Annotated in this window: 18 protein-coding genes and 1 pseudogene; 10 read left to right on the top strand and 9 right to left on the bottom strand. The window is 50.0% G+C overall.

The window, feature by feature from the left end; genetic code table 11:
• The first annotated feature begins 113 nt into the window (after positions 1 to 113).
• The gene (locus tag ACVB80_RS00530; protein ID WP_481079300.1) at positions 114 to 908 is read left to right on the top strand and encodes a hypothetical protein; all 795 of its coding nucleotides are present in this window, start codon (positions 114 to 116) and stop codon (positions 906 to 908) included.
• A gap of 91 nt (positions 909 to 999) precedes the next feature.
• Positions 1,000 to 1,194: a hypothetical protein gene (locus tag ACVB80_RS00535; RefSeq protein ID WP_481079301.1), complete on the top strand. Its 195-nt coding sequence runs from the start codon at positions 1,000 to 1,002 to the stop codon at positions 1,192 to 1,194.
• Between the two features lie 53 nt (positions 1,195 to 1,247).
• Here ACVB80_RS00535 and ACVB80_RS00540 read toward each other — a convergent pair whose 3' ends face one another.
• Together ACVB80_RS00540 and ACVB80_RS00545 are read right to left on the bottom strand one after the other, a co-directional pair.
• Positions 1,248 to 1,928, bottom strand: a complete 681-nt coding sequence (locus ACVB80_RS00540; protein WP_481079302.1) for a hypothetical protein — start codon at positions 1,926 to 1,928, stop codon at positions 1,248 to 1,250.
• Positions 1,921 to 2,742: a hypothetical protein gene (locus ACVB80_RS00545; RefSeq protein WP_481079303.1), complete on the bottom strand. Its 822-nt coding sequence runs from the start codon at positions 2,740 to 2,742 to the stop codon at positions 1,921 to 1,923. Before ACVB80_RS00545 ends, ACVB80_RS00540 begins: the two co-directional genes overlap by 8 nt.
• Before the next feature lie 125 nt (positions 2,743 to 2,867).
• On the opposite strand from ACVB80_RS00545, the gene ACVB80_RS00550 reads away from it, so the two are divergent.
• The 5 genes from ACVB80_RS00550 to ACVB80_RS00570 all read left to right on the top strand — a co-directional run bounded on the left by ACVB80_RS00550 (position 2,868) and on the right by ACVB80_RS00570 (position 8,249).
• Positions 2,868 to 3,392 (top strand): hypothetical protein, encoded by a 525-nt coding sequence (locus ACVB80_RS00550; RefSeq protein WP_481079304.1) that lies wholly within the window; start codon positions 2,868 to 2,870, stop codon positions 3,390 to 3,392.
• Between the two features lie 4 nt (positions 3,393 to 3,396).
• On the top strand, positions 3,397 to 3,897 hold the full coding sequence (locus ACVB80_RS00555) for a hypothetical protein (RefSeq protein ID WP_481079305.1): 501 nt from the start codon (positions 3,397 to 3,399) through the stop codon (positions 3,895 to 3,897).
• Between the two features lie 71 nt (positions 3,898 to 3,968).
• Positions 3,969 to 4,787 carry a DUF5677 domain-containing protein gene (locus ACVB80_RS00560; RefSeq protein WP_481079306.1) on the top strand — a complete coding sequence of 273 codons (819 nt, stop codon included), beginning with the start codon at positions 3,969 to 3,971 and terminating at the stop codon, positions 4,785 to 4,787.
• Positions 4,788 to 5,391: 604 nt separating this feature from the next.
• Positions 5,392 to 6,891, top strand: coding sequence for a KAP family P-loop NTPase fold protein (locus tag ACVB80_RS00565; protein WP_481079307.1), 1,500 nt, complete (start codon positions 5,392 to 5,394; stop codon positions 6,889 to 6,891).
• A 638-nt stretch (positions 6,892 to 7,529) separates the two neighbouring features.
• Positions 7,530 to 8,249 carry a hypothetical protein gene (locus ACVB80_RS00570; protein WP_481079308.1) on the top strand — a complete coding sequence of 240 codons (720 nt, stop codon included), beginning with the start codon at positions 7,530 to 7,532 and terminating at the stop codon, positions 8,247 to 8,249.
• A gap of 762 nt (positions 8,250 to 9,011) precedes the next feature.
• Here the strand turns inward: ACVB80_RS00570 and ACVB80_RS00575 are convergent.
• Positions 9,012 to 9,524, bottom strand: a pseudogene (locus ACVB80_RS00575) (DUF2238 domain-containing protein); the annotation flags it as partial.
• Between the two features lie 88 nt (positions 9,525 to 9,612).
• Positions 9,613 to 10,131: a GNAT family N-acetyltransferase gene (locus tag ACVB80_RS00580; protein ID WP_481079309.1), complete on the bottom strand. Its 519-nt coding sequence runs from the start codon at positions 10,129 to 10,131 to the stop codon at positions 9,613 to 9,615.
• A 151-nt stretch (positions 10,132 to 10,282) separates the two neighbouring features.
• Here ACVB80_RS00580 and ACVB80_RS00585 point away from each other — a divergent pair, with 151 nt between their 5' ends.
• Complete coding sequence (locus tag ACVB80_RS00585; protein ID WP_481079310.1) at positions 10,283 to 10,897, top strand: DNA-J related domain-containing protein; 615 nt, start codon at positions 10,283 to 10,285, stop codon at positions 10,895 to 10,897.
• Positions 10,898 to 10,959: 62 nt separating this feature from the next.
• On the opposite strand, the gene ACVB80_RS00590 is transcribed toward ACVB80_RS00585, so the two are convergent.
• From ACVB80_RS00590 to ACVB80_RS00610, 5 genes are all read right to left on the bottom strand, one after another.
• A complete protein-coding gene (locus ACVB80_RS00590; RefSeq protein ID WP_481079311.1) occupies positions 10,960 to 12,099 on the bottom strand; it encodes an MFS transporter in 1,140 nt (379 codons plus the stop codon).
• 185 nt (positions 12,100 to 12,284) lie between these two features.
• Positions 12,285 to 12,719 carry a thioredoxin TrxC gene (gene trxC / locus ACVB80_RS00595; RefSeq protein WP_481079312.1) on the bottom strand — a complete coding sequence of 145 codons (435 nt, stop codon included), beginning with the start codon at positions 12,717 to 12,719 and terminating at the stop codon, positions 12,285 to 12,287.
• A gap of 57 nt (positions 12,720 to 12,776) precedes the next feature.
• Positions 12,777 to 14,024: a sigma-54-dependent transcriptional regulator gene (locus ACVB80_RS00600; protein WP_481079313.1), complete on the bottom strand. Its 1,248-nt coding sequence runs from the start codon at positions 14,022 to 14,024 to the stop codon at positions 12,777 to 12,779.
• Entirely contained in the window at positions 14,017 to 16,338 is a 2,322-nt protein-coding gene (locus ACVB80_RS00605; RefSeq protein WP_481079314.1) for an ATP-binding protein, read from the bottom strand. Before ACVB80_RS00605 ends, ACVB80_RS00600 begins: the two co-directional genes overlap by 8 nt.
• Positions 16,325 to 17,563, bottom strand: a complete 1,239-nt coding sequence (locus ACVB80_RS00610) for an ABC transporter substrate-binding protein (RefSeq protein WP_481079315.1) — start codon at positions 17,561 to 17,563, stop codon at positions 16,325 to 16,327. Before ACVB80_RS00610 ends, ACVB80_RS00605 begins: the two co-directional genes overlap by 14 nt.
• 371 nt (positions 17,564 to 17,934) lie before the next feature.
• Here ACVB80_RS00610 and ACVB80_RS00615 point away from each other — a divergent pair, with 371 nt between their 5' ends.
• Positions 17,935 to 19,275 (top strand): MFS transporter, encoded by a 1,341-nt coding sequence (locus ACVB80_RS00615; protein WP_481079316.1) that lies wholly within the window; start codon positions 17,935 to 17,937, stop codon positions 19,273 to 19,275.
• Between the two features lie 65 nt (positions 19,276 to 19,340).
• The gene (gene pyk, locus ACVB80_RS00620; RefSeq protein WP_481079317.1) at positions 19,341 to 20,792 is read left to right on the top strand and encodes a pyruvate kinase; all 1,452 of its coding nucleotides are present in this window, start codon (positions 19,341 to 19,343) and stop codon (positions 20,790 to 20,792) included.
• Position 20,793 lies beyond the last annotated feature (1 nt).

Genomic DNA, 20,793 nt, shown 5'->3' on the forward strand with positions numbered 1-20,793 from the left:
AGCCCTATTTGTAACTGTCTGTTAATAAAGGCTCTTTTTGATGAAGTTTTAGCGTTTTTTAGTACGGCATGCGGGACAATAATCCTTTAAATCAATAAACGAGGATATACACAGTGGTGCGGACAGGTTTGTTAGTTTCATCGATTTTGTTTAGTGCGGCGGTGGTTGCCAAAGTGAACTATAGCAACGGATGGAATACATACGGTGATAGTAGCATTATGGCCAGCTCTAAGGCCCAGCAAGGCGATAAGGGCTTTATCACAGCCACTTATACTGAGGCCGACGGAAGCTACCTATTTACTCTCCGGGAATACTTCATGGAAGACCCCAAGCACGCTGACTGTGCAAAATACGCCAAAGGGAATCTCTTGAAAAGCACAGAAGTAGTCATTAATGGTCAGGTTCGAACTATGGCCGCTATTTGCTCTCCAGCCTCAGCCAATAATGTTGCAATGTGGCAGTATTTTGATGCGGAGGGAGATGATTTTCTGATTAGTGAGTTCAAGAAAAGCAATACCGTCACCCTGAAATTACCTTATTCACAGGGCACAGTTACAGGAGCGGGCTTCACAAAACATTTCAACACATTCACCGGCCAAACTCCTGTAGAACAGAAAACAGAGGCGGGTGGCGGCCTGAGCGAAATTCATAAACGCGAGCCACTCTGTAAGCACACTCAAAACGCGGACATCCATAATTTGATTTCACTGGCAATTAAAGCTGATTTACTGAAACCCAAACTAGCCAAATATGGCATAACGATGGATGAGTTTCACGCTTGGGGCTACGGTGATAAAGAGGGAGTAAGACTTACATTTGAACGTCTTGAAGCCGAGTGTGCTGCGAAGCCATGGAAAAACTTCCTCGCCACCTACGCAGCCATGGTAAATGCACGGATGAACAACTAACAGCCGTATCAATATGGTATAATTCAGACTGTGTTAAAAAGTCATATCCTTTTGTTCTTGTTGGGGTAAACAAAACCTAAAGGTGATACTTATGACCACTGAAACGCACCCTGTGTTAGTCACTCTTGGACTAGATTCGCGCAAAGGTGAACAGTTAATCTCGGCGATAAAGGCCAAAATTAACCACCTTGAACAGACCGAGCGGCAATATACTCCTGACAATCAGGAAATGCCTCATCCGGTAATTGATGAGCTGAACCAAGTCCTATACGAACTGACGCACTAAATAGAAAAACCACCAACATCACGTCGGTGGTTTTTGTTATCTCTGACCCGGAACTACACGTAGTCACCCCGGTCGATGGCCCGCTGCATTTCTTCTCGGCTATTAAACCCATTGCTCTGCCAGTCGGCAGAGGATACCGGCGCGGGCTCACCGCCAGCACCAGAAAACCCACCAAAGAAGTCGCCACGAGCCGCGGCTAGAGCATCTGTCGACTGTTCCTCAAACTCTGACTCCGGCATTTCCAGCAGTGAGCGCGCGGCGGGTGTGGCTGGCTTGCGGCCAGTTGCCTTGTAACCATCGCCACCATCCAGACCGTACTTTCGAATTACAGTATTAGCCGCATCCTGCAAAGCGTCACCGTAATTGTCGAACTTGCCCATTTTCATGTTCAGGTCGCGCATCGCCACAACCTCATCAGACATCGACTGGTCGAAGTTCGCATGGTCTTGGTTCAGTTCCGGGTACTCTTTGGCAATCTTCTCCGCTACCGGCCGCATACTGTCGAATGCGCGTTCAGCAAAAACTCGCTGGTCGACCTCTTGCTGGATTTCCTCTTCCCGTTTACGTGCAGCCTCTGCCGCTGCTGTACGTTCAGCATCACGAACCTGTGCCGAGTATTCCATGTTCGCTCGTTCAGCAGAGCTATTCCACTCATTAAAAGTTGACTGCTCACGCGAAGAAATAAAAGCCGCTCGGTCTTCTTTCGAGCCATCGAATTTGAACTGGTTAGTCATGGTAAAGCTCCTTAAACACTGTCACAAAATCAGCGCCTAACATGTATTCGTAGTCATCAATATCCACGTTGTTTTCAGCCAGCATCGCACCGGTGACCGGTGGATAGCCTTTCAGTGACATTGAGATATTTCGGTAACCGAAGTCGACAGCCACGAAGCCTTGCGGTGACTCAGTCTTATAAGGCGCAGCATCACAGGTACGCAGCGCATGATTAACCGCTCTTTCAAACTGTCCAGTGCGATCATTCGGTGACACGTTTTTACCGCCGAATGTGTACCAAGCGATTTTCAGGGCATCCACCAATTTATCGTCAGCAAACGCCGTCCGTACACGTTCACGAGCCGCTGCAATTCGACGTTTATCCTGTGCTTCCTGCTCTTGCTGGAGGGCAAGTTGACGCTGGCGTTCAGCCGCCGCAAGTGCATCCTGCTCATCGTTATAGGTTTTGAACATCTGACCAAGTTCTCCTGTATAACGGCCGCTTAAACCATCATCCAGACACTCATCGAGAGCTTTTGCCGCCCGGCGAACCGCGCCAACACTAACCCCAACCGCCAACAAAGAATCTCGAATCTCCAGCGATTGTTCTACACCGCGATTTAGAATCAGTTGCCCACCGTCAACTTGTCCAAGACAGAACAAAGCAATATCCGTCAGTTGGCAATCGCCTTTGAACATCGACCAAGTGCTATCAATGACATCACTGGCCTTAACCGAAAATCCAAAGTCCTGTAATAGTCGGTAAATCTCTTTATCCGTCGCCACCGAACCGCTACCAAAATCCTCTACAAAGAGGCTCAAAATCTTATCCATCGTCGTTAACTTTTGTTACGTTGTAATGATAGGTTTACTCTATCAAACTGGCTTTTAACTGGCTACAATAGCTATCAAATAGATTGTAACAATAGGTAATACCTATCATGAGTACACAGAGAACGATGGCCGCGATTGTCTTGGACGACGGCACAAACCTTGAATTCCCAGCGGATACGCATCCCGGGAACAAAAGAAATTCGGTGAAGACTCGACGCTATGCAGTGTTGCAGCTAGTTGCTCCTGAACGAACCGATAAAGCTAATGCGCTCTTGGCCGGGTACAGCGATAACTGCGTGACCGCCGCAGCGACAAAGGCCAAGAAAACCAAACTCTATCGTGAAACACAGGCTGCCTTTCGCAAGCACCTTATCGACTACTCAAGTTTCAACGAACGGTCGGCACTGGACGCCTATCTGGAAGCGCACAAAATGGCAGTGGACCAAGGTGACGCGAGAGGGGCGGTAAAAAGTATTGATTCAATTGTTAAGCTGCTGGGTCTTGCGTACCGAGAAACCGCACACCTGCCGGAGCCCGAGTCAGTCGACGATGTGAAAAAGCTCCCGGCCTCAAAACTAAAGCAGTTAGCGAAAGGTAAGGACATCAACCACACAGATCACTGCCCGACATGCGGCGCGAGACGAGGATAAACCGATGAGAGTAACCGTTGAGAACATCCAGACTTTAACTCAGGAAGTTAATACGAACTGGACGACGCAAGAGTGCCGGTTTTTATTTGGTTTGCTGCACGGGATGACCCCGCATGACGCTGGTAAGGCGGCAGGGTACAAGGACGCCGAGGTAGCTCTGCTGATGAACCGTCCAGACATCACGGCAGGTTTTGATGTGCTGACCGAGTACCAAGAAAAGGAACGGGCAAAATACAAAGTCGGGGATACGTTCACGAGAGCTGACGCTACAGCGATGTACATGGACGCTTACGCACTGGCCGCGACATCCACCGAAATGAAAAACGCTGTCGATTCGCTGGTTAAACTGCACGGATTGGCCGCGCCAGAGAAGCAGGAAATTGCGATCACCAGCGCTCATCAAGCCAGAGCTGCAACTGAAGAACAGCTACTGGAGCAGATTGGTAATGAGATTGGCGGCCGGGAAATTATCCTGAACCCAGCAGACTACAAACGGATAAATTAATCGCCTTATTGACTGAGATTTTGATTAGGTCTACTGTGATTAGGTGTAACGTATTGAAGTAAGGGAATTTAATGGTTGTTGTTGACCAAGATGACTATTCACTGTTCTATAAAACGGCTTGTAATATTTTTGAGTCTAGTTTTGAGTTTATTAATGAAACTGATGATAGGTATTACTTCTTAAATGTTGCCGCTATTAAGTTCCTAAAGCACATCAATACGACCGAAATGCTGATGACAAGCGAGCTTGATCTGAATCACGTTGACAGTGGCTTTATTTATTACGATACGTCTAGTGTCGTTGCTCTATTAAGGGTTTGCTATGAGAATTTAGTAGCTATTTCTTATCATTATTTCGATGGTGAGTTGGACACTGACAGGCTTGATTTCTACAAGTTATGCGGCTATCGAAATCGGGCAAAAAACAAACTACATGTCACAGAATCGGATTTAGTTACGAAAGTTCAGGAAGAGCAAGTGATTATTGACGAGCTATCAGAGAAACTAAAACAAAATGGATTCAAAGAGCCATCTAACCGAAAGGGTGAGTGGAAACCCGCATCGTGGTTTCAGTTGGGGCAAAACTTAGGTATCCCAACATTTGTTTGCGACAAGTATTCATACTGGTCATCCCATACCCACACAGGTTTTGATTCTTTGTTGCAAGTGAACAGTGCCCATAAGATGCACCCGAGCGACGAAAAAGAACGCAACAAAATTAACTACTTATTTATATGCAGTGTTTTGGTGTATTTTATTGAGGGGTATGTTGCTGTACTGGAACGGTTAGGCTATCCGCACATATCGGACTTGGAGATTAGTGATATACAAGCTTTTTCTCGGTTTATGAAATCACTAGATAGCTCACTAGAGTCCTTCAAGAACAGTTAGTTATATACCCTGCATGGTTAACACCCAAATCGGCACAACAAAAAGCCTCGGCACCGAATGTGTTACCGAGGCTTTTCTACGACCACGTTATCATCGCAATGACACCCATGGTTCATGTGCTAATTATACCATCGCCATGGGGACTCTCAAAGCGCCATAGGCTACCTGCCCAAGGCGCGCGCCCAGAGGTCATTCGGTAACTGTGGCAGGTTGGCCTTGGGCACAATCGCGAATCCGTTACGCATTTCCTGTGACACCTGTTCATTATGCCGGTGTCTATCCCTGACGGTACGATGCCGCATTTTTAGTATCTCCGCTTGTGGCGGCTCAGGTTTAGCGAGTCGTTCACGGTGCAGAGCAATTTCTGCTTTTCTCTCGCTGGTGGTAAGCCTGTGCCCCTCACTGCCGTTGAAAGTGAACAGTAAATCAAATGTTGCTGCGTTCCGCATAATGCCTCCCTTGATGAGTGACATTGTAACATTTGGGCGGCCGGTGTTCTGTTTTATCCAATAACTTGCCACAGATCACAGCGTTACGAGGGCGGTTGGCTCTAGCATGTTTGCCATTCTGAAAAAATTCCATAGAAACAGGGATATAAATACGAATGACAGATAGCATCATTGAGTTCAATTGGTCTGAGCCATCATCAGACGGAGAGTTCCCTGCCGATACGCTAGGCCGGGCGAAGTACGCAGCATTTCTTCACAATTACCTAATCAACAACGCTCACGATGGCGGGTATGTCCTGAACCTGAATGCAAAATGGGGCGCAGGGAAAAGCTACTTCATCAACCGCTGGATAGACAGCATCAAAGACAGCCATCCGGTGGTCTATATCGACGCTTGGAAACAAGACTATTCGGATGACCCGATGCTAACAGTCGTTTCTTCTTTGATTAATTCGTTCAGTGGGCACCTGCCGGAAACAAATCAAAAAATGACTGACATATTTCAAAAGTCAGCTCAGTTTATGAAGTCTCTCACCCCTGCTTTGATAAAAGGTGCGGTGAAAAAGGCTACGGGCCTGAACCTTGATGACATATCAGTAGGTGAGGGGGAAGTTCAAACACAGCCTGTTGACGGTGATAGTTCTGACATTCTGGCCGAATCAGCAGGAGCACTCGCCAAATGCTTGATTGATGACCACAACGCAAAGCTAGAGTCCGTGCAGCACCTCCGCAGGGAGATTAAACAACTGGTCGAGGCCGTCGTTGCACTTGATAACAATCTGACCGCCCCGGCGTTCGTTTTTATTGATGAGTTAGACCGCTGCCGTCCGAGCTACGCTGTGGAAATGCTGGAGGTAGTTAAGCACTTCTTCGAGCTGGATAACATCGTTTTTGTTATAGCGACGGATACAGAGCAGCTGCAACACGCGGTTAAAGCCGTTTACGGAGAGGGATTTGACGCCCAGACATATCTGGGACGATTCTTCCGCCGCCGTTACTCATTATCAGAGTTGAGCAGATATGATTTCATTGACAACATAGTGCAGGCCCGAGTTGAAATGCGATCAGATTGGGAGGGCCACATCCCGACAATCACTATGTTGGAGGATATTAGCCATGTTGTATCAAATGTAGCGAATCATTTTGAGCTGTCATTACGAGAAACGGAACAGTTGGTTGATAGATTTGTTGCCACACTGAACAACACAACTAAAACACTGAATACTTATTTGTTGCTAATTCTCTTTGTCTTGAGGGATAAACACTACAGCACATATCAGGATTGGATAAACGTAGATACCCCGAGCATTAGTTTTTCAGGAACAGGATATAAAGTCCAAGATGCGAAAAGGAGCTTCACATTCTTTAATAGAGGGGAGAACCGAGGTTCATACGCCTCTGATGACTTAAATCGTCGAGGCATCGACGTTCGATATACACTAGGTCAGATACTAACGGATATGAATAAGAGCACTTTGCCTATGGAATATTCAGAACGCCAGCATCAACTATCAAACTTGGATAGACAACTGCAAGATTCATTAGGCGTGTTCGATAGAATGGACGCTCTCCATAAGCAATACTATCTGTACCTTAGTGCTAAGAAAAACGATTACAAAAACTGGGTCGAACTGGCGGTGTCATTTGACGAATAGGTGTAGCAAAAAGCACCCGGCTAAATTTTAAAATTTTTCTGAGCAACTTTTTGTTTTAAGACCCACCCCCGTCTGTTCTTTTTTATCTACAAGGGACTTTTTCTGTAGCCCGCAGGAAAAGTCCCTTTTCTTTTAGCTGGGATTAACTGTTGGAGAAAAGCGACTGGAGATTAGAGGGCAGGGAGCCTGTGTGGTTATGTATGTGCCTTTCTGAGAGAGGGGCACCCGGTTCTTTTTTGGTTTCTGGGTTACGGATTTGAATTCGAGTCTGGTGAACCTACTGCCTGAACCTAAAAAGATACATCCAACCAACCGCACAGGAGCAAAAACGATGGAAAACTTCAAACCAACACTACAAGTAATCAATGGCGAGCCGATGCTGGATATTCTGTATCGCAGCCATACAGACAGAAGCAAAGTGGTCGTCTTCAACTTTAAAGTAAGAGAAGTACAAACGTGGTCTATGAGTGGATTACGGACAGCGCTCAGAAAGGGATTAACAGTATGCAATCAATGGATAATCGAATGAAAGCCTCATCAGAAATGACGAGGCTTTTTTGTAAACACCGCAAAGTGATTCACATTAGGTGTCGGGGCGGCAACCCCGACGCCACTGATTATACACACAGGAGGACACGATGAAACTCTTAACCATAGAGTTAACAACGCAGGTCACGTACCAAAGACGCCCGGCGAAGACCCAAAAGCCCGAAGCACCAAAGCAAAAAGCCGCGGCAACGCTGTATTCGTCGATAATCCGCGACCTGCGTGAAGTCGAGGTGATAGATCTTGCTACCGGGGAGTTCAACAAGCAAATGCTTCATAAGCTGCCGGACAGACCAACACCGGAAGATTACGACGAGCCTATGACCCCTGACGAGATTGCAGAGGCAGAAGCCATTTATCAGGAAGCCGAAGACCGGTATCAGCAGCACCGTCGTGGAATCTATAAAGGCTTACCCCCGGAGCAAGCGGCAAATGTCGTGAAGATGGGAGCGAGGAGGCGAAAGCGACTTGGCTTCAAAGACCGGAACAAGATGCCACCAACACCTGAAATGGCTAGTGAAATGGTTAAATTCTCTCGACTGGTTGCAGAGAAAAACCAATTGGCTCGCGAAGTGGTAGAGCCGTTTTCGGCTTGCCCATGCTGTGAGGGTACTGGTATTTGGAAAGGGACACTTGCACAAGCCATCTGCGTTCGGTGCCTTGGTACGGGACGGATGACGACCAAAGACTGGCGCAGGTTCCATAACTATCAGGACATGAAAGCCAACGGCCGGCTGACCCATACCAACGAGCATCACAAGTACATCGCTCTGGCCGCTGACCCTCGTAGCCTCTACGCAACGGTGCATTAAGCTGTAGTCGGCAGGATAAACACTGACACTCGCCCCGAAATCCACAGTCTTAACTGACGCTATCGAGTAGCATACATCACAGTCATCTTTTAACTTTAGGTGAACAATCACCCGGAACTCTATACCCCTACGGGATGGCGCAGAAGTGTGTTCGCGGCAGCAGAGCAGTGAACACGAGCCCTCGTCAGGGGAGAAGCTATCGCATCTCCCCATCCTCGTCCTCGACGCCAACAAGTTGTCGAGTGAGCGCAACACTCCCGAAGAACAACAAACAGCTTCCGGGTCTTCCGGTTCAGTCGTTCGGGCTGCGCTATCAGAAAACCAAGCCCCCTAAAGGGGCGGAACTGAAGTTCCGGATTTCTGAAGACTTGCCCTCTCTTATTCACCTCCAGCTTCCGGGTCTGTTTGCTGTTCTTCTACCATCGGAGACAACCGTGAACCCCCGCTCTAGTTTGGAGGCAACAAAATAATGCGGATTGCCCTAGACGTCATGCGCTTGAAAGACGGCTTACGGTGCTACCCAGAAAATTGCTGGCGCAATTTTCCGGGACCCGCGCACCTCCAGCCTGCAAAGAATTCGTCCGCCGAGCGCGCACGCTCGTCAGCCTGAATACTGTGCTCTTTCAAGGCGCAATACGTCTAGGGTAATACGAGCAATCCGATGATTTTGATTTGGGAAAGGTATTTATGAATCAGTGAGATAGGGCAAAAATGCGGTGCATGGTTATGCAAAGAGACGGCTTTTTTCTGTAATGATAACTAAATCTCGCCCTGAGATCCTAAAAATGCAATGCCTTCATCACCACCAGCCAGTACCGCATACCACCATTCGATGATTTCATATCCGGCGGCGACCGCCATCATGGCCAGCAGGCCAAACAGCCCTGCAAGCAGTTTATTACAGTAGCCTTTGCGAAACAGAAACTCGGCAATCGGGAAAGCGTAAAAGCCAATAGAGTAGTGCGCCAGCCGGTCATACTGGTTACGCTCTGAGCCAATTAAATCGTTAAACCAGTCAAACGGGACTTCTGCGAAAGTGTAGCGCGCACCGATGGTGTGCAAAAACAGCCAGATAAACATCAGCACGTAAGCGGTACTACTGAACTGAAACTTTTTCCATGTGCCAATAATAAGCAGGAATACTCCAAGCACGGGAATGATTTCAGCGACCCAAACCGCCCATGAAGCCGGGTTGATGGCAGAAAAAATCAGTACTGCCAGATAAGCCAGACTCAGCCAGCAAAGGACGGGGTTGTGTTTAAGTAAATTACGCATAGCTGGATCAATCCATGTGGTTAACGTATGGATGCAGTATGCATTATAAATGAACGCTGTTCAATAAGGGTTTTGAACGCTGTTCATTTTAATGGATGTTCACCCAGTAGCGGGCGATGTAACGGCGGTACTCCTGAGCGTAGATGATGTTCTCAAGTTCGCCGCCATTAGCTTCGATGACCTTTCTTGAAGCGATATTATCTTCATCGGCTGATATGAGCACCCTGGTGAGCTCCAGTGAACGGGCGATGGGAAGCGCGAGTCTCAGCATCTCCTTTCCAAAGCCGTTGCCGCGGAAAGAGGGGGCTATGTCATACCCGATGTGCCCGCATACTTCGCGCAGGATCTCTGAGTCCAGATTATGACGAATACGAATAACGCCGACGATCTGTCCTTCGTCATCTATCAGCCAGCGGTGACTGCAGGGAACGTGCTGAGGGCGGAGGTATAACCCGGCTTCATCGTCGGCCAGTCGCTTAAGGTAGCGTGAAAAACTGCGGTCTGCTTCTGAGTAGAAATCAGCGTTGTCCGGATCATGATCCAAAAGATCCTCATAAAATCGCAAAAACTGCGATTTGTATTCCATGGCTGGCTTTATAAGCTTCATTCACGCTTCCTGTTCAACAGATTACAGTTAACATAAACACAGTTTGCACCGTGAAACAAACAGAAATCTGTGAGCTCTTCCGCTGAATCAAAGATGACAAATTACCATTTTTGTCTTTGAATTGAATTAGACCCAAATGCAAGAAGCCGTTATGCCGAACACTCAAGTTGTACACAGTCATGATCCGCACCTCGAAAACCCGCTGGTGTGGCCTATCCTGGAAGTTCTGCGCCGTCAGCATCAGGGATGGAAAGTGCATACCCTTGCCGCGCACCTCGCCGAGCTGGGGCTGGTGCCTTTTCTGGACTCATCGCCGGAAAAAGATCTGTTTAAACGTAATTTCCTGATAATGAATGCGCTTTATCAGCTTCAGGAAGTGCTCTATCCGGACTCCTGGGTACAGGTTCAGGCGATGGACATTCAATTGATGAACGCCATCCATGCCGCCCATAATGCCATCGATCCTGAAGATCCTCTCAGAGATTACTACACCGACTGGAGCAACTATGAAGCGGAAAACGGTGAAGTAAAACGCCTGCTGAATGAGTTCTGGACTCGCTATAAGAAGTTTGTCGGTTCGACCAACGGCAAGGATATGACCCGCTCGAAAGCTCTGCGGCTGTTTGAACTGGAAGAGGACGCAAGCCGGATAGAGATCCGCAGGCAGTGGCGACGCCTGGCACTTAAATGGCACCCGGACCGTGACGGAGGGGATACGGAAAGATTCAGGGTGATGTGCGAGGCCTGGAACATTCTCAGGGAGTAGGGTATTTAAGATATGAACTAAAAAAGAGAGGGAATCGCCCCCTCTCTTTTTATATCTACTTTTTATTGAGCAACGAAGCCTTCAGTGCGTTTAATACTGGCAAACAGCATGTAGATGGCGGTTGCCAGAAACGCGATGAACAGGTAGTTCATCAGGCTGAAGTGTTGCGCAATCGCCGGGCCGGCTACTGAGCCCACGCTGTAGCAAAACAGCATTACCTGGGTAGCCGAGACAATGTACTGCTCACCCAATTTGTCACAACCCAGGTTTATGGCCACCGGATAGACAGCAAACGCAGCAACGCCGAGCAGAAACAGGCTGATCACAATCAGCGCAGGTGATGCCCATACTTCGTTAGCAGCGATAGCCGCTACACCGACCAGACAGAACAGAGCCATGGCCAGAGTGCGGCTCATATAGCGCAGCAGTATGGTCACCAGTGGCTGAACTGCCATGCCACCCATGATAAATACCGTCATCAGTTTACCAATATCGCCCTGGTCAAACGCCTGACGTTTCAACTCCAGCGGCAGAAGGCCATACAAAGCGCCCAGTGTCAGACCGGAAACCACGCATCCGACAATCGCGGGTTTGCTGAGTTTCATGATCTGCTTTGGTGACAGCGCCGCGTGCTCTTCCTGCGCAGGCTGAGCAGGTTTTGCTACAAGCAACACCATTGCCGCAACCATGAACAGGGCAACCGTAATCGCAAATGGGGTGGTGCCGGAAAAGCCCAGCCCCAGGCCCAGCTGGCCAACGGAAGAGCCGCCGTACAGTGCGCCCATGTAAAGTGCCAGGCGTTTGGCCCGCTGCGATTCATCGCCACTGAGCAACCATGATTCAACAATCACAAATACGCCCGCAACCGCAAGACCGGCTACAAAACGCGCCGCCAGCCAGATTTCACGGCTTGCTGACAGCGGCATAATTGCTACGGAAAGTGACAAAATCACAAGTACCAGCACAAAACCAGCTCTGTGGCCTGTTTTCCTAACCAAAGGTTCGATAAACAAGGTTCCTGCCAGCAATCCGGCATAGAAAACGCTGGCCAGCCACCCTGCAAGTTCCACAGGCAAAGCATACCCGCTGAGAAGCAACGGAAGCATACTCATCAGGTAGCCGGATGCAACAGCGTAAAGGCACAAAGCTGTTACAGGCACTGCGATTCCAGCGCGCTGTGGAAGAGGAAGGGTTTGGTTCAATGCAGGATTCTCCGGGTCGGACAGATTAAAAGATCGGCGCGACTATCGGATTTTCAGCGTAATTTGTACAACGAAAAGTTTTGAACCTGACGACAAAAAATTTTTATCGAACTCTGAAGGGAGAAATCAGAAGAAAACACCCGCCAAAATGGGGCTGGCGGGTGAGATAATATATGGATATGAGGTTACTTTTGAAGTGCCTGATCCAGCCACTGATCAAACTGGGATTTTGGCAGAGCACCGTTAATTACATCAATGCGCTGGCCATTTTTAAACACCATGATGGTCGGAATACTGCGTATCTGGTATTTAGCAGCCAGTGCCTGCTGAGCTTCCGTATCAACTTTCACACAGCGTACGTCACCCTGGCGTTCTGCTGCGACATCGGCAAATACCGGGGCAAAGCCCACACACGGACTACACCACGGAGCCCAGAAATCGACCACAACCGGTGTATTGCTGTTTATCAGGGCATCCAGGTTTTGCTCTGTCCCTTCTACAGGCGCGCCATCGAGCAGCAGGGATTTACAGCGGCCACAGGTCGCTGCGTCAGAAATCCGCTCAACAGGTACACGGTTCAGGCCCTGACAGGACGGGCAACGGGTATTGAAACTTGTCATACTTCCTCTTTTTTATATTAGTTATGGCTAAACTTAGCAGTCATTGTACCAAATCTGTCAGCGGCTCTTAAAGTCGTCTTTTTCGATTCCGTGCTTCTTCATCCTGAGATAAAGTTTTTTGCGTGGTACCTGAAGGTAAGCTGCAGCCTCAGATACTTTGCCTGAGAACAGGAAGAGGGCATCTTCAATAACCTGTTTTTCATAGTCATCGACCAACTCATCCAACTGAACCGATTGCTGATGATGGAGCCTGTCCTGGCCGGTCAGTTTGACGATGCCAATGGCATACAGCTCTGCGACATTTCTAAGCTCCCGGATGTTTCCCGGCCAGTCATGGTTTCTCAGGCAGGACAGGTACGCGGGGTCAACATCCGGAAGTGGATTGCCCAGCTTGGCGCAGCTTTGTTTCAGGTAATAGTGAAACAGCGCGGCAATATCATCGGGACGCTGACGCAACGGCGGCACATCGATAACACCCTGGCTGAGCAAATAGTAAAGTTCCGGGTGCAGGCGCTGTTCCTGAATGAGTTGTTGCGGCGGCTGACTGAAAATCCCGATAAGTCGCACAGCCCGGCCGGAAAGCCGCTCCTGGTGAAGTAAGAGCTGACTGAGTTGTTGCTGCAGAGCCAGATCGGTTTGTTCAGCGTGTGTCAGGATCAGGGTGCCATCTTCTGCCTGAGATAAAGCTTCTGCTACCTGTTCCGGACTCGTCAGGCTGGTACCGTTAACTTCGTGCAACACGTTACTCTCTGAAAGCTGATGGATCAGGTACGCCAGGGTATGCCTGCCAACGCCTGATTCGCCAACCAGCAGTACGTGACTGCCAAGCAGCGCAAGTTGGGCGATGTGGTTGCGGATCAATGCCATTTGTGCTGATTTGCCGATAACTTCCCGTTTAATTGAGCGGGTCAGGTTTTGTTTTTGCTCGATAAACGCCTGGCGCCCGGCAAGATGTTTTTTGATAAGCGTTAACAACTCAGGTGGATTGATAGGCTTCTCGAGGAAATCACTCGCCCCTTTTTTGACCGCTTCAACCGCCATCGGAATATCTCCGTGACCGGTGATGACAATCACGGGGATTTTGGCATCTGTTTGCTTGATCCTGTCCAGCAGTTCCATTCCGTGCATTTGCGGCATATACATGTCAATGACTGCAACGCCGGCCCACTCTTCACTGATAAGAGGCAGTGCCTGTACCGGGTCGGCCAGTGTTTTGGCCGGAATACCGGCGATGGACATCAGATGGGCGTATGAGTCGAGGACATCCTGATCGTCATCGATTAACAACACATTAAATTCATTCATAAGGTAACTCCAAAACGACCATGGCTCCGCGCTGCAGAGATGAGGCCAAAAAGATATTTCCGTTGTATTTTTCTGTCAGGGAGCGGCAGATATTCAGGCCGAGTCCCAGTCCCACTTCTTTGGTGGTGGTAAAAGGGGTAAACAGGCGGTCAACCACCTGCGGATCGAATCCGTGTCCATTGTCTGAGATGGCGATGGTGTGAAATCCATTTTGACTTCCCAGCCATTCCAGCGAGACTTCGCGATCGATCTGTTCGCTGACCGCATCGATGCCGTTAGCGAACAGGTTGATCAGCACCTGCTCCAGGCTCATGGCATCTGCGCGTACCGTCAGGCCGTCAGGGATCGAGTAGCTGAGCCGGGTTTGCTGTCGCTTTGCTTTGGTTGAAATCAGGGTCAGGGTCTGCTCAATCACTTCCTCCAGCGCGACGTCGGAGGTGTCACTGTCGCCTGGTGATTTGCGGGCAAAATGACGCAGGCTGTTGACCAGTTTGCTCATGCGGGCGCTGAGTGATTCTATCTGATCCAGTGCGCCTGTAATCATCTCGGGGTTGTTCTGCTCCAGCGCCATACGGGCACTGAACAGATAGGTGGAAAGGGCGGAGAGCGGCTGATTCAGTTCGTGCGCCATAGTGGTCATGGTCTGACCGACAACTGCCATTTTGGCGGCCTGAATCAGCTCGCTTTGAGTCTTTTTCAGGTGATCTTCGGCGCTGCGCCGTACTTCTATCTCGCTCAGCAGTTCATCATTGGCTTTTTGGAGGGAGTGCGTTTTCTCAGCAACCCTCTGTTCGAGCAGGTAATTGGCGTGTGCCTGCTCGGTAATGTCAGTAATGGTGATAATGACTTTTTGTCCGCCACCCTGGCGATACAGGCTCATATAAAAACGAAGATAGTTGGGTCTGGACTCAGATCCCAGTGACAATGTAACGTTGTCACTCTCTGTTTTATCCAGTGCGCTGAACGCATGTTCCAACACCTGCGCCTGACCGTACGGAAGCCACTGCCAGATCCGTTTTGGCCTGTCTGTGACTCCACCCCCAAGCAGTTCGGCGGCGCTGCTGTTCATGGACTCAACCACGCCGGAGACATCACAGGTGATCAGGCAGGCAGAGGTATTGTTCAGCAGGTTTATCGCGTTGGTTTGCTCAATTTCACGCAGTGTCTGGCGCAGTACTTCCAGTTTGCTGCTGAGTCGCGAGATCTCGTCGCGGCCTTCAGGAACAAATGGCGTCTCCAGCCGGTTATCGGTGATGGCATCAAGCTGCTGGCTGAGGGTGTTCAGGCGGCGGACTATCCTGCGGTTGACGAAGTAATAGGTCAGAAACAGACTGATGAGAATCGACAGGCTGAAGCAGACTACCAGAACATGGTTGCCGTACGCGATCAGCCCGGCGGTGTCTTTTTTCACCTGACGGAAATCCCGGTCTGCACTCAGTACCAGCCCGGCAATGCCCTGGTGAACCCCGCCAAGGGAGTTACTGATTCGGGTCTGGTACTCAGCCAGTGACTGCTCCAGTAATACTTTATCGATAAGGGCGGTATGAAAAGGGCCGTTTTCGGCCAGCAGGGAATGCAGATCATCGAGTAACTGCTGGTAAGCGATGGCGGATGGGTGAATAAAAATGGGCTGACTGAGATCGCTCAGTTCGGAAAGCTTGTATCCCAGTACTTTCAGTCCATTATTCACCTGGCTTTGATGTCCGGCCTGGAGCAGATCCCGGGTAAGGGCAAAGAGTTCTTCCTCTTCATCCAGAATCGACTGAATCAGGTTCCACTGCTCCATACGAAAGCTGGTCGCTTCCGGCTGTGATGAGCGCTGAAGCTGCCACTGAACTTCCTGGCGCATCGGTTTAAGCTCGGAAACGATATCCTGGTGAATCCAGCTCAATTGCTCATCCAGCAGTTTGAGCTGGCGGTTCTGGTCGATCCTGGCAGATACCAGAACCGCGTAATGGTCTATCTGGGACATCAGCTCCTGGTAACCGCCGGCGAGATCAGAGGTGTTATCACGAAGCGCAGCTTCAATGGTTTCAAGCTCATTGTTCAGTTCACGCACCAGTTCATCGAGCGAGGTTTTGTTGCTGACCTGTGATAACTGAACAACCAGATGCCGGATTTCAGCACTGCGGCTTTCAAGTACAAAACTGGTGTTATAGGCCGGAACACTGGTGGTCAGCAGGGTACTTACCCGCCGGTCAAGGCTGTTCCATGTCATCCACGAAACCAGGCTGACGATGGTCAGCAGCAGGGTGGTCGTTGCAAATGCCATTATCAGCTTTGCGCCAATGGTATGGTACTTAGAACTGGTCATTGCGGTTACTCTGTTCTATCAGTTCGAGGGCTCTGCTGAGATTATCGGCAAGACGATGTTTGACCTCATGCAGCCACTCTTCTTTCTCTGCCGCAAATGCGGCCAGGCTCTGCTCATCAGTCCGGGAAGACAGCATTGTCAGTCTTGCGGCTTGCCGGCTGAACTCCTGCTGACTTACTGGCAGGGTAAACATCAGTGATTTTGCCGCTTTCAGCGCAGGTGACTCGAGCGCTGCGTCTCCGGAACGTTTCTGAGCGTTGAGCAGGGCAAGCCAGGCATCATTGAGCTCGGGCAGCCTTCGGGTAACGGCAATATCAAACAGCAGATTTACTCCCAGCTCCTGCGCCATCAGCGTATCGATATCCAGTGCGATATGCTGCTTCCTGGCCAGTGAGCTGTCGATCAGGGAATATTTGGAAAAGCTGTTGTCGGCCATGCGCTTCTGACTGCTTTCAGACATCATCATTTCAAGAAATGCATTGGCGTAAGGGTCATGCTGATTAAGTACGCCGATGTAGGTCGGCATCAGGGTAAACTGCGGGTCGTACTCAAAGCCGATATAGTTGTATTTACGCTGCAGATTATGCGCGTAACTGTCGATTGTCGGACCCAGCCCCAGGCTGCCCTTGGCAATACTGTCGCTGACGCCAAAGCTGCGTGAGGAGACCGTTGCGAAGTTGGCGGCAATATTGAGCATGTAGTGCCAGCCACGCTCCCAGCCATACTCAGATAACACGCTGGCCAGCATCATCTGTGTTGTCCCGGATCTTGCCGGGGTGCTCATAGTGATATGGCCGAAGTATTCCGGCTGCGCGAGTGAGATAAACCCGTTTGGCTCAGGCAGGTTGTGGCTTTCCAGGTAGTCTTTGTTCCAGACTACGCCCGCACCGGAGTAACCGATCGTGACGACTTTTTCGCTCTTTGGCAGAACATAGGGCTGCAGCCATTGCGGTGGCGTGTGCTGTGTCGAGAGATCTGCCAGCTTGCCTGCCCTGAGAAGATGGGTCATCAGGTAGGGGGAGGAGGTCAGCAGAATGTCTACATCACCGATATAGCTTTTATTAAGCATTTGTATGCTCGAGCTGGTTCTGCGATGCAGGACTTTAACTGCGATGTCCGGGTAGTGCTGATTAAATGCTTCAACCAGAGGAGTCAGTGGCTCGCGGGAAAACGTCGTCAGTATTACCAGCTCATTACTGTTTCGGGCAAGACCAGGCACTGCCACTAAAATACCGAGAAGACCGATCGTTAATTGCCTGAATAACCTCAAAATGTGCACTCCATCAAAACTTTGTATCCTGGGGTAAAAAACATGGGCGATGGTTTTGGGTCATTTCTGACCCGCGCTGCAGCTCTAGGCGCCTGCGGTCGTCTTACCTTCAGCACGAACGGGGGATGTCAGCCATTGCCATGATTAATTTTATCAATAAACCGCACGATTCCCCGCGCGAAATTCCCATTTTTGACCCGTTTCAAAATGCGGTTTGAGTCAAAAATGTCTCAAAACCGCGATTTTGAACATACTGCCACCGGTTGGTGATACTCGCTTCGTCAAAACGCCATAACGGCAAATAATCTGAAAACGGAGAAGCAGGTATGCTTAATTTCTTTAAAACCCGGCCGGATCTTCCTCTGGCCGATACCAGCAAAGAGGCGATGCAGTCGCGATTTAAGAGCTACCAGTGGCAGGTATTCCTGGGACTGGTGTTCGGTTACGCGGTTTTTTATGTAGTACGTATGAGCCTGGGTGTGGTGAAAAAGCCCATGCTGGATGCAGGCATCGTATCGATTGAAGAACTGGGGATCATGGGTTCCGCGTTCTTCTTTACTTACGCGATTGGTAAATTCTCGAACGGCTTCCTTTCTGATTATGCCAACATTGGCCGGTTTATGTCGTTCTCACTGATGCTGTCGGGTATCACCGCAGTATGTATGGGTCTGAACACCACCGCATTTTTCTTCATTCTGCTTTGGGGTTTGAATGGCTGGTTCCAGTCTGTGGGTTCTGCGCCTTCGTGTGTGTCCCTGTTCCAGTGGTTCTCGCCAAAACAGCGCGGCAGCCGTTACTCAATCTGGGGTGGCTCGCGTAACATCGGTGAAGGTATCACCTGGATCCTGACCGCATCGCTGGTGAGCTACTTCGGCTGGCGTGCAGGCTTTATCGGCGCGGGTATCGCGGCTATCGCAGCAGCGATGACCATGTTCTTCATCCTGAAAGACCGCCCGCAAACTTACGGTCTGCCTGATGCTGCAACTGCGTTTGATGAAGAACCTGAGTTCAGGAAAAAGAACAGCCCGGAAGAGACCCGTCGCGCTCAGCTGTTCATCCTTAAACAACCTACGGTATGGCTGATTGCAGCAGCGTGTGCAGCGATGTATGTATCACGTTACGCAATGTCATCATGGGCGGTACTGTACCTGCAGGGAGCGAAAGGTTACTCGCTGATGGATGCGGGATTCGCGATGTCGACTTACCCAATCGCGGGTCTGGCGGGTGCAATTCTGTCAGGCATTATTTCGGACAAACTGTTTAACGCTAACCGTCATATTCCGACGCTGCTGTACGGTATTGCCAACATCGCTGGTATGTGTCTGATGTTCTTTGGTCCTGATAACCGCGTGGTGGATGCTGTTGCACTGGGTCTGATTGGTTTTGCTATTGGTGGTCTGGTTGTATTCCTGGCGGGTCTGACTGCCTGTGACCTGATGCCGAAGAACGCAGTAGGGGCAGTAAAAGGCTTCATCGGTCTGTTCTCTTACATTGCTGCATCGGGTCAGGAACTGGTATCGGCTTCTCTTATCAAAATCACTGAAGTGGACGGAGTGAAATCGTATGACTTCGCTACTGCCCAATACTTCTGGCTGGCAGCCGGTGTGGTTTCACTGCTTCTTGCACTGACGGTGTGGAACGCGAAGAAAGTCACTGATATTCAGTAATTATCAGCATTAAGCAGGAGCACCGCTCCTGCTTTTTTCTCTGAAGATGTTGTAAGGAAAAAGAGATGTGTAATACCAAAATTCTTGCCACCCTGGGCCCGGCCAGCCAGAGCCGGGAAATGCTGAGCCAGTTGATCGAAGCGGGCGTGAACGTCGTGCGGCTGAACTTTTCTCACGGAACGGCCGAAGAACATATTGAAAGAGCGCGCCTGGTACGTGAAATTGCCGCAGAGCAGGGAAGACATGTGGGCGTTCTGGTGGATCTGCAGGGGCCCAAAATCCGTATTTCTACGTTTGAACAGGGTGCGGTTGAGCTGAACTGCGGTGATGAGTTTGTACTCGATGGTAACCTGCAGCCCGGCGAAGGAAATCAATACGCAGTCGGGCTGGATTATCCTGAGCTGATTGACGATCTGACTCCCGGAAACACACTGTTGCTCGATGACGGACGTATTCAGCTCAGCGTAACGGATGTTGACGCAGAGAATCGCCGGGTAATCACACGGGTACTGAACCGGGGCAGACTATCGAACCGTAAAGGGATCAACCTGCTTGGCGGAGGCTTGTCAGCCCCTGCACTGACAGTTAAAGATAAGCGTGACATTGTCACTGCGTCCGAGCTGAAAGCCGACTTTGTTGCGGTGTCTTTCCCGCGAAATGGCGCTGATATGGATTATGCGCGGAGCCTCATCCGCGAAGCAGGGTGCGATGCTCAGCTGGTTGCGAAAGTAGAACGTGCTGAAGTAGTCGCCAGCGAGCAGAGCATGGATGACATGATTACAGCGTCTGATGTGATCATGGTGGCCCGTGGTGATCTGGGGGTCGAGATAGGCGATGCGCGTCTGCCAAAAGTCCAGAAACAGCTTATTTCCCGTGCCCGCTATCACGGTAAACCGGTGATCACCGCCACTCAGATGCTGGAGTCCATGATTGAAAACCCGACCCCAACCCGCGCAGAAGTTCTGGATGTTGCAAACGCGGTGATGGACGGCACTGATGCGGTAATGCTCTCTGCTGAGTCTGCCGCCGGGGCTTATCCGCTGGAAGCAGTACAGGCCATGGTTCGTATCGCATCCGGCGCTGAAAAAGAGCAGGGCGATGCCCAAACGTGCTGGGATGATCTGGAGCACCTGTGTGATAACGCCGGAAAAAGCTTTGCCCTTTCATCAATGATTTCTGCAGGCCGTGTGCACAAAGATCTCGGCGTGGCGATTTTAACCACCAAAGGTGAAACGCCTTTGCTGATGTCGCGTTGCCAGAGCGATGCCCGTATCTGGGCGCTGTCCGATGACCCTTCGCTGCTGCAAAAGCTCTCAATTTTACGTGGGGTTACCCCGGTAGAGTTTAAGCGTAATACGGCTGTTACCCTGGCAGAGCAGGTGAAATCTGAACTGAAATCCCATGCGAAGGGGATCAGTTCGCTGCTGATGACCCAGCTGGATTCAATGGAAGGCATTGGCAGCATTAATGTCTGCTGGCTGCTTGACCTTGAACAACCTGAAGCGGTCGCAGCCTGAT

This window comes from Vibrio sp. 9-16B-A1 (genome assembly GCF_056726165.1).

Bases quoted from the DNA above. Each gene is read 5' to 3' on its own strand.
- ACVB80_RS00605 (WP_481079314.1), bottom strand. From the start codon at position 16,338: ATGACCAGTTCTAAGTACCATACCATTGGCGCAAAGCTGATAATGGCA.
- ACVB80_RS00550 (WP_481079304.1), top strand. From the start codon at position 2,868: ATGGCCGCGATTGTCTTGGACGACGGCACAAACCTTGAATTCCCAGCG.
- ACVB80_RS00555 (WP_481079305.1), top strand. From the start codon at position 3,397: ATGAGAGTAACCGTTGAGAACATCCAGACTTTAACTCAGGAAGTTAAT.
- ACVB80_RS00600 (WP_481079313.1), bottom strand. From the start codon at position 14,024: ATGAATGAATTTAATGTGTTGTTAATCGATGACGATCAGGATGTCCTC.
- ACVB80_RS00540 (WP_481079302.1), bottom strand. From the start codon at position 1,928: ATGACTAACCAGTTCAAATTCGATGGCTCGAAAGAAGACCGAGCGGCT.
- ACVB80_RS00560 (WP_481079306.1), top strand. From the start codon at position 3,969: ATGGTTGTTGTTGACCAAGATGACTATTCACTGTTCTATAAAACGGCT.
- trxC (WP_481079312.1), bottom strand. From the start codon at position 12,719: ATGACAAGTTTCAATACCCGTTGCCCGTCCTGTCAGGGCCTGAACCGT.
- ACVB80_RS00585 (WP_481079310.1), top strand. From the start codon at position 10,283: ATGCCGAACACTCAAGTTGTACACAGTCATGATCCGCACCTCGAAAAC.
- ACVB80_RS00535 (WP_481079301.1), top strand. From the start codon at position 1,000: ATGACCACTGAAACGCACCCTGTGTTAGTCACTCTTGGACTAGATTCG.
- ACVB80_RS00615 (WP_481079316.1), top strand. From the start codon at position 17,935: ATGCTTAATTTCTTTAAAACCCGGCCGGATCTTCCTCTGGCCGATACC.
- ACVB80_RS00580 (WP_481079309.1), bottom strand. From the start codon at position 10,131: ATGAAGCTTATAAAGCCAGCCATGGAATACAAATCGCAGTTTTTGCGA.
- ACVB80_RS00565 (WP_481079307.1), top strand. From the start codon at position 5,392: ATGACAGATAGCATCATTGAGTTCAATTGGTCTGAGCCATCATCAGAC.
- ACVB80_RS00570 (WP_481079308.1), top strand. From the start codon at position 7,530: ATGAAACTCTTAACCATAGAGTTAACAACGCAGGTCACGTACCAAAGA.
- ACVB80_RS00545 (WP_481079303.1), bottom strand. From the start codon at position 2,742: ATGGATAAGATTTTGAGCCTCTTTGTAGAGGATTTTGGTAGCGGTTCG.
- pyk (WP_481079317.1), top strand. From the start codon at position 19,341: ATGTGTAATACCAAAATTCTTGCCACCCTGGGCCCGGCCAGCCAGAGC.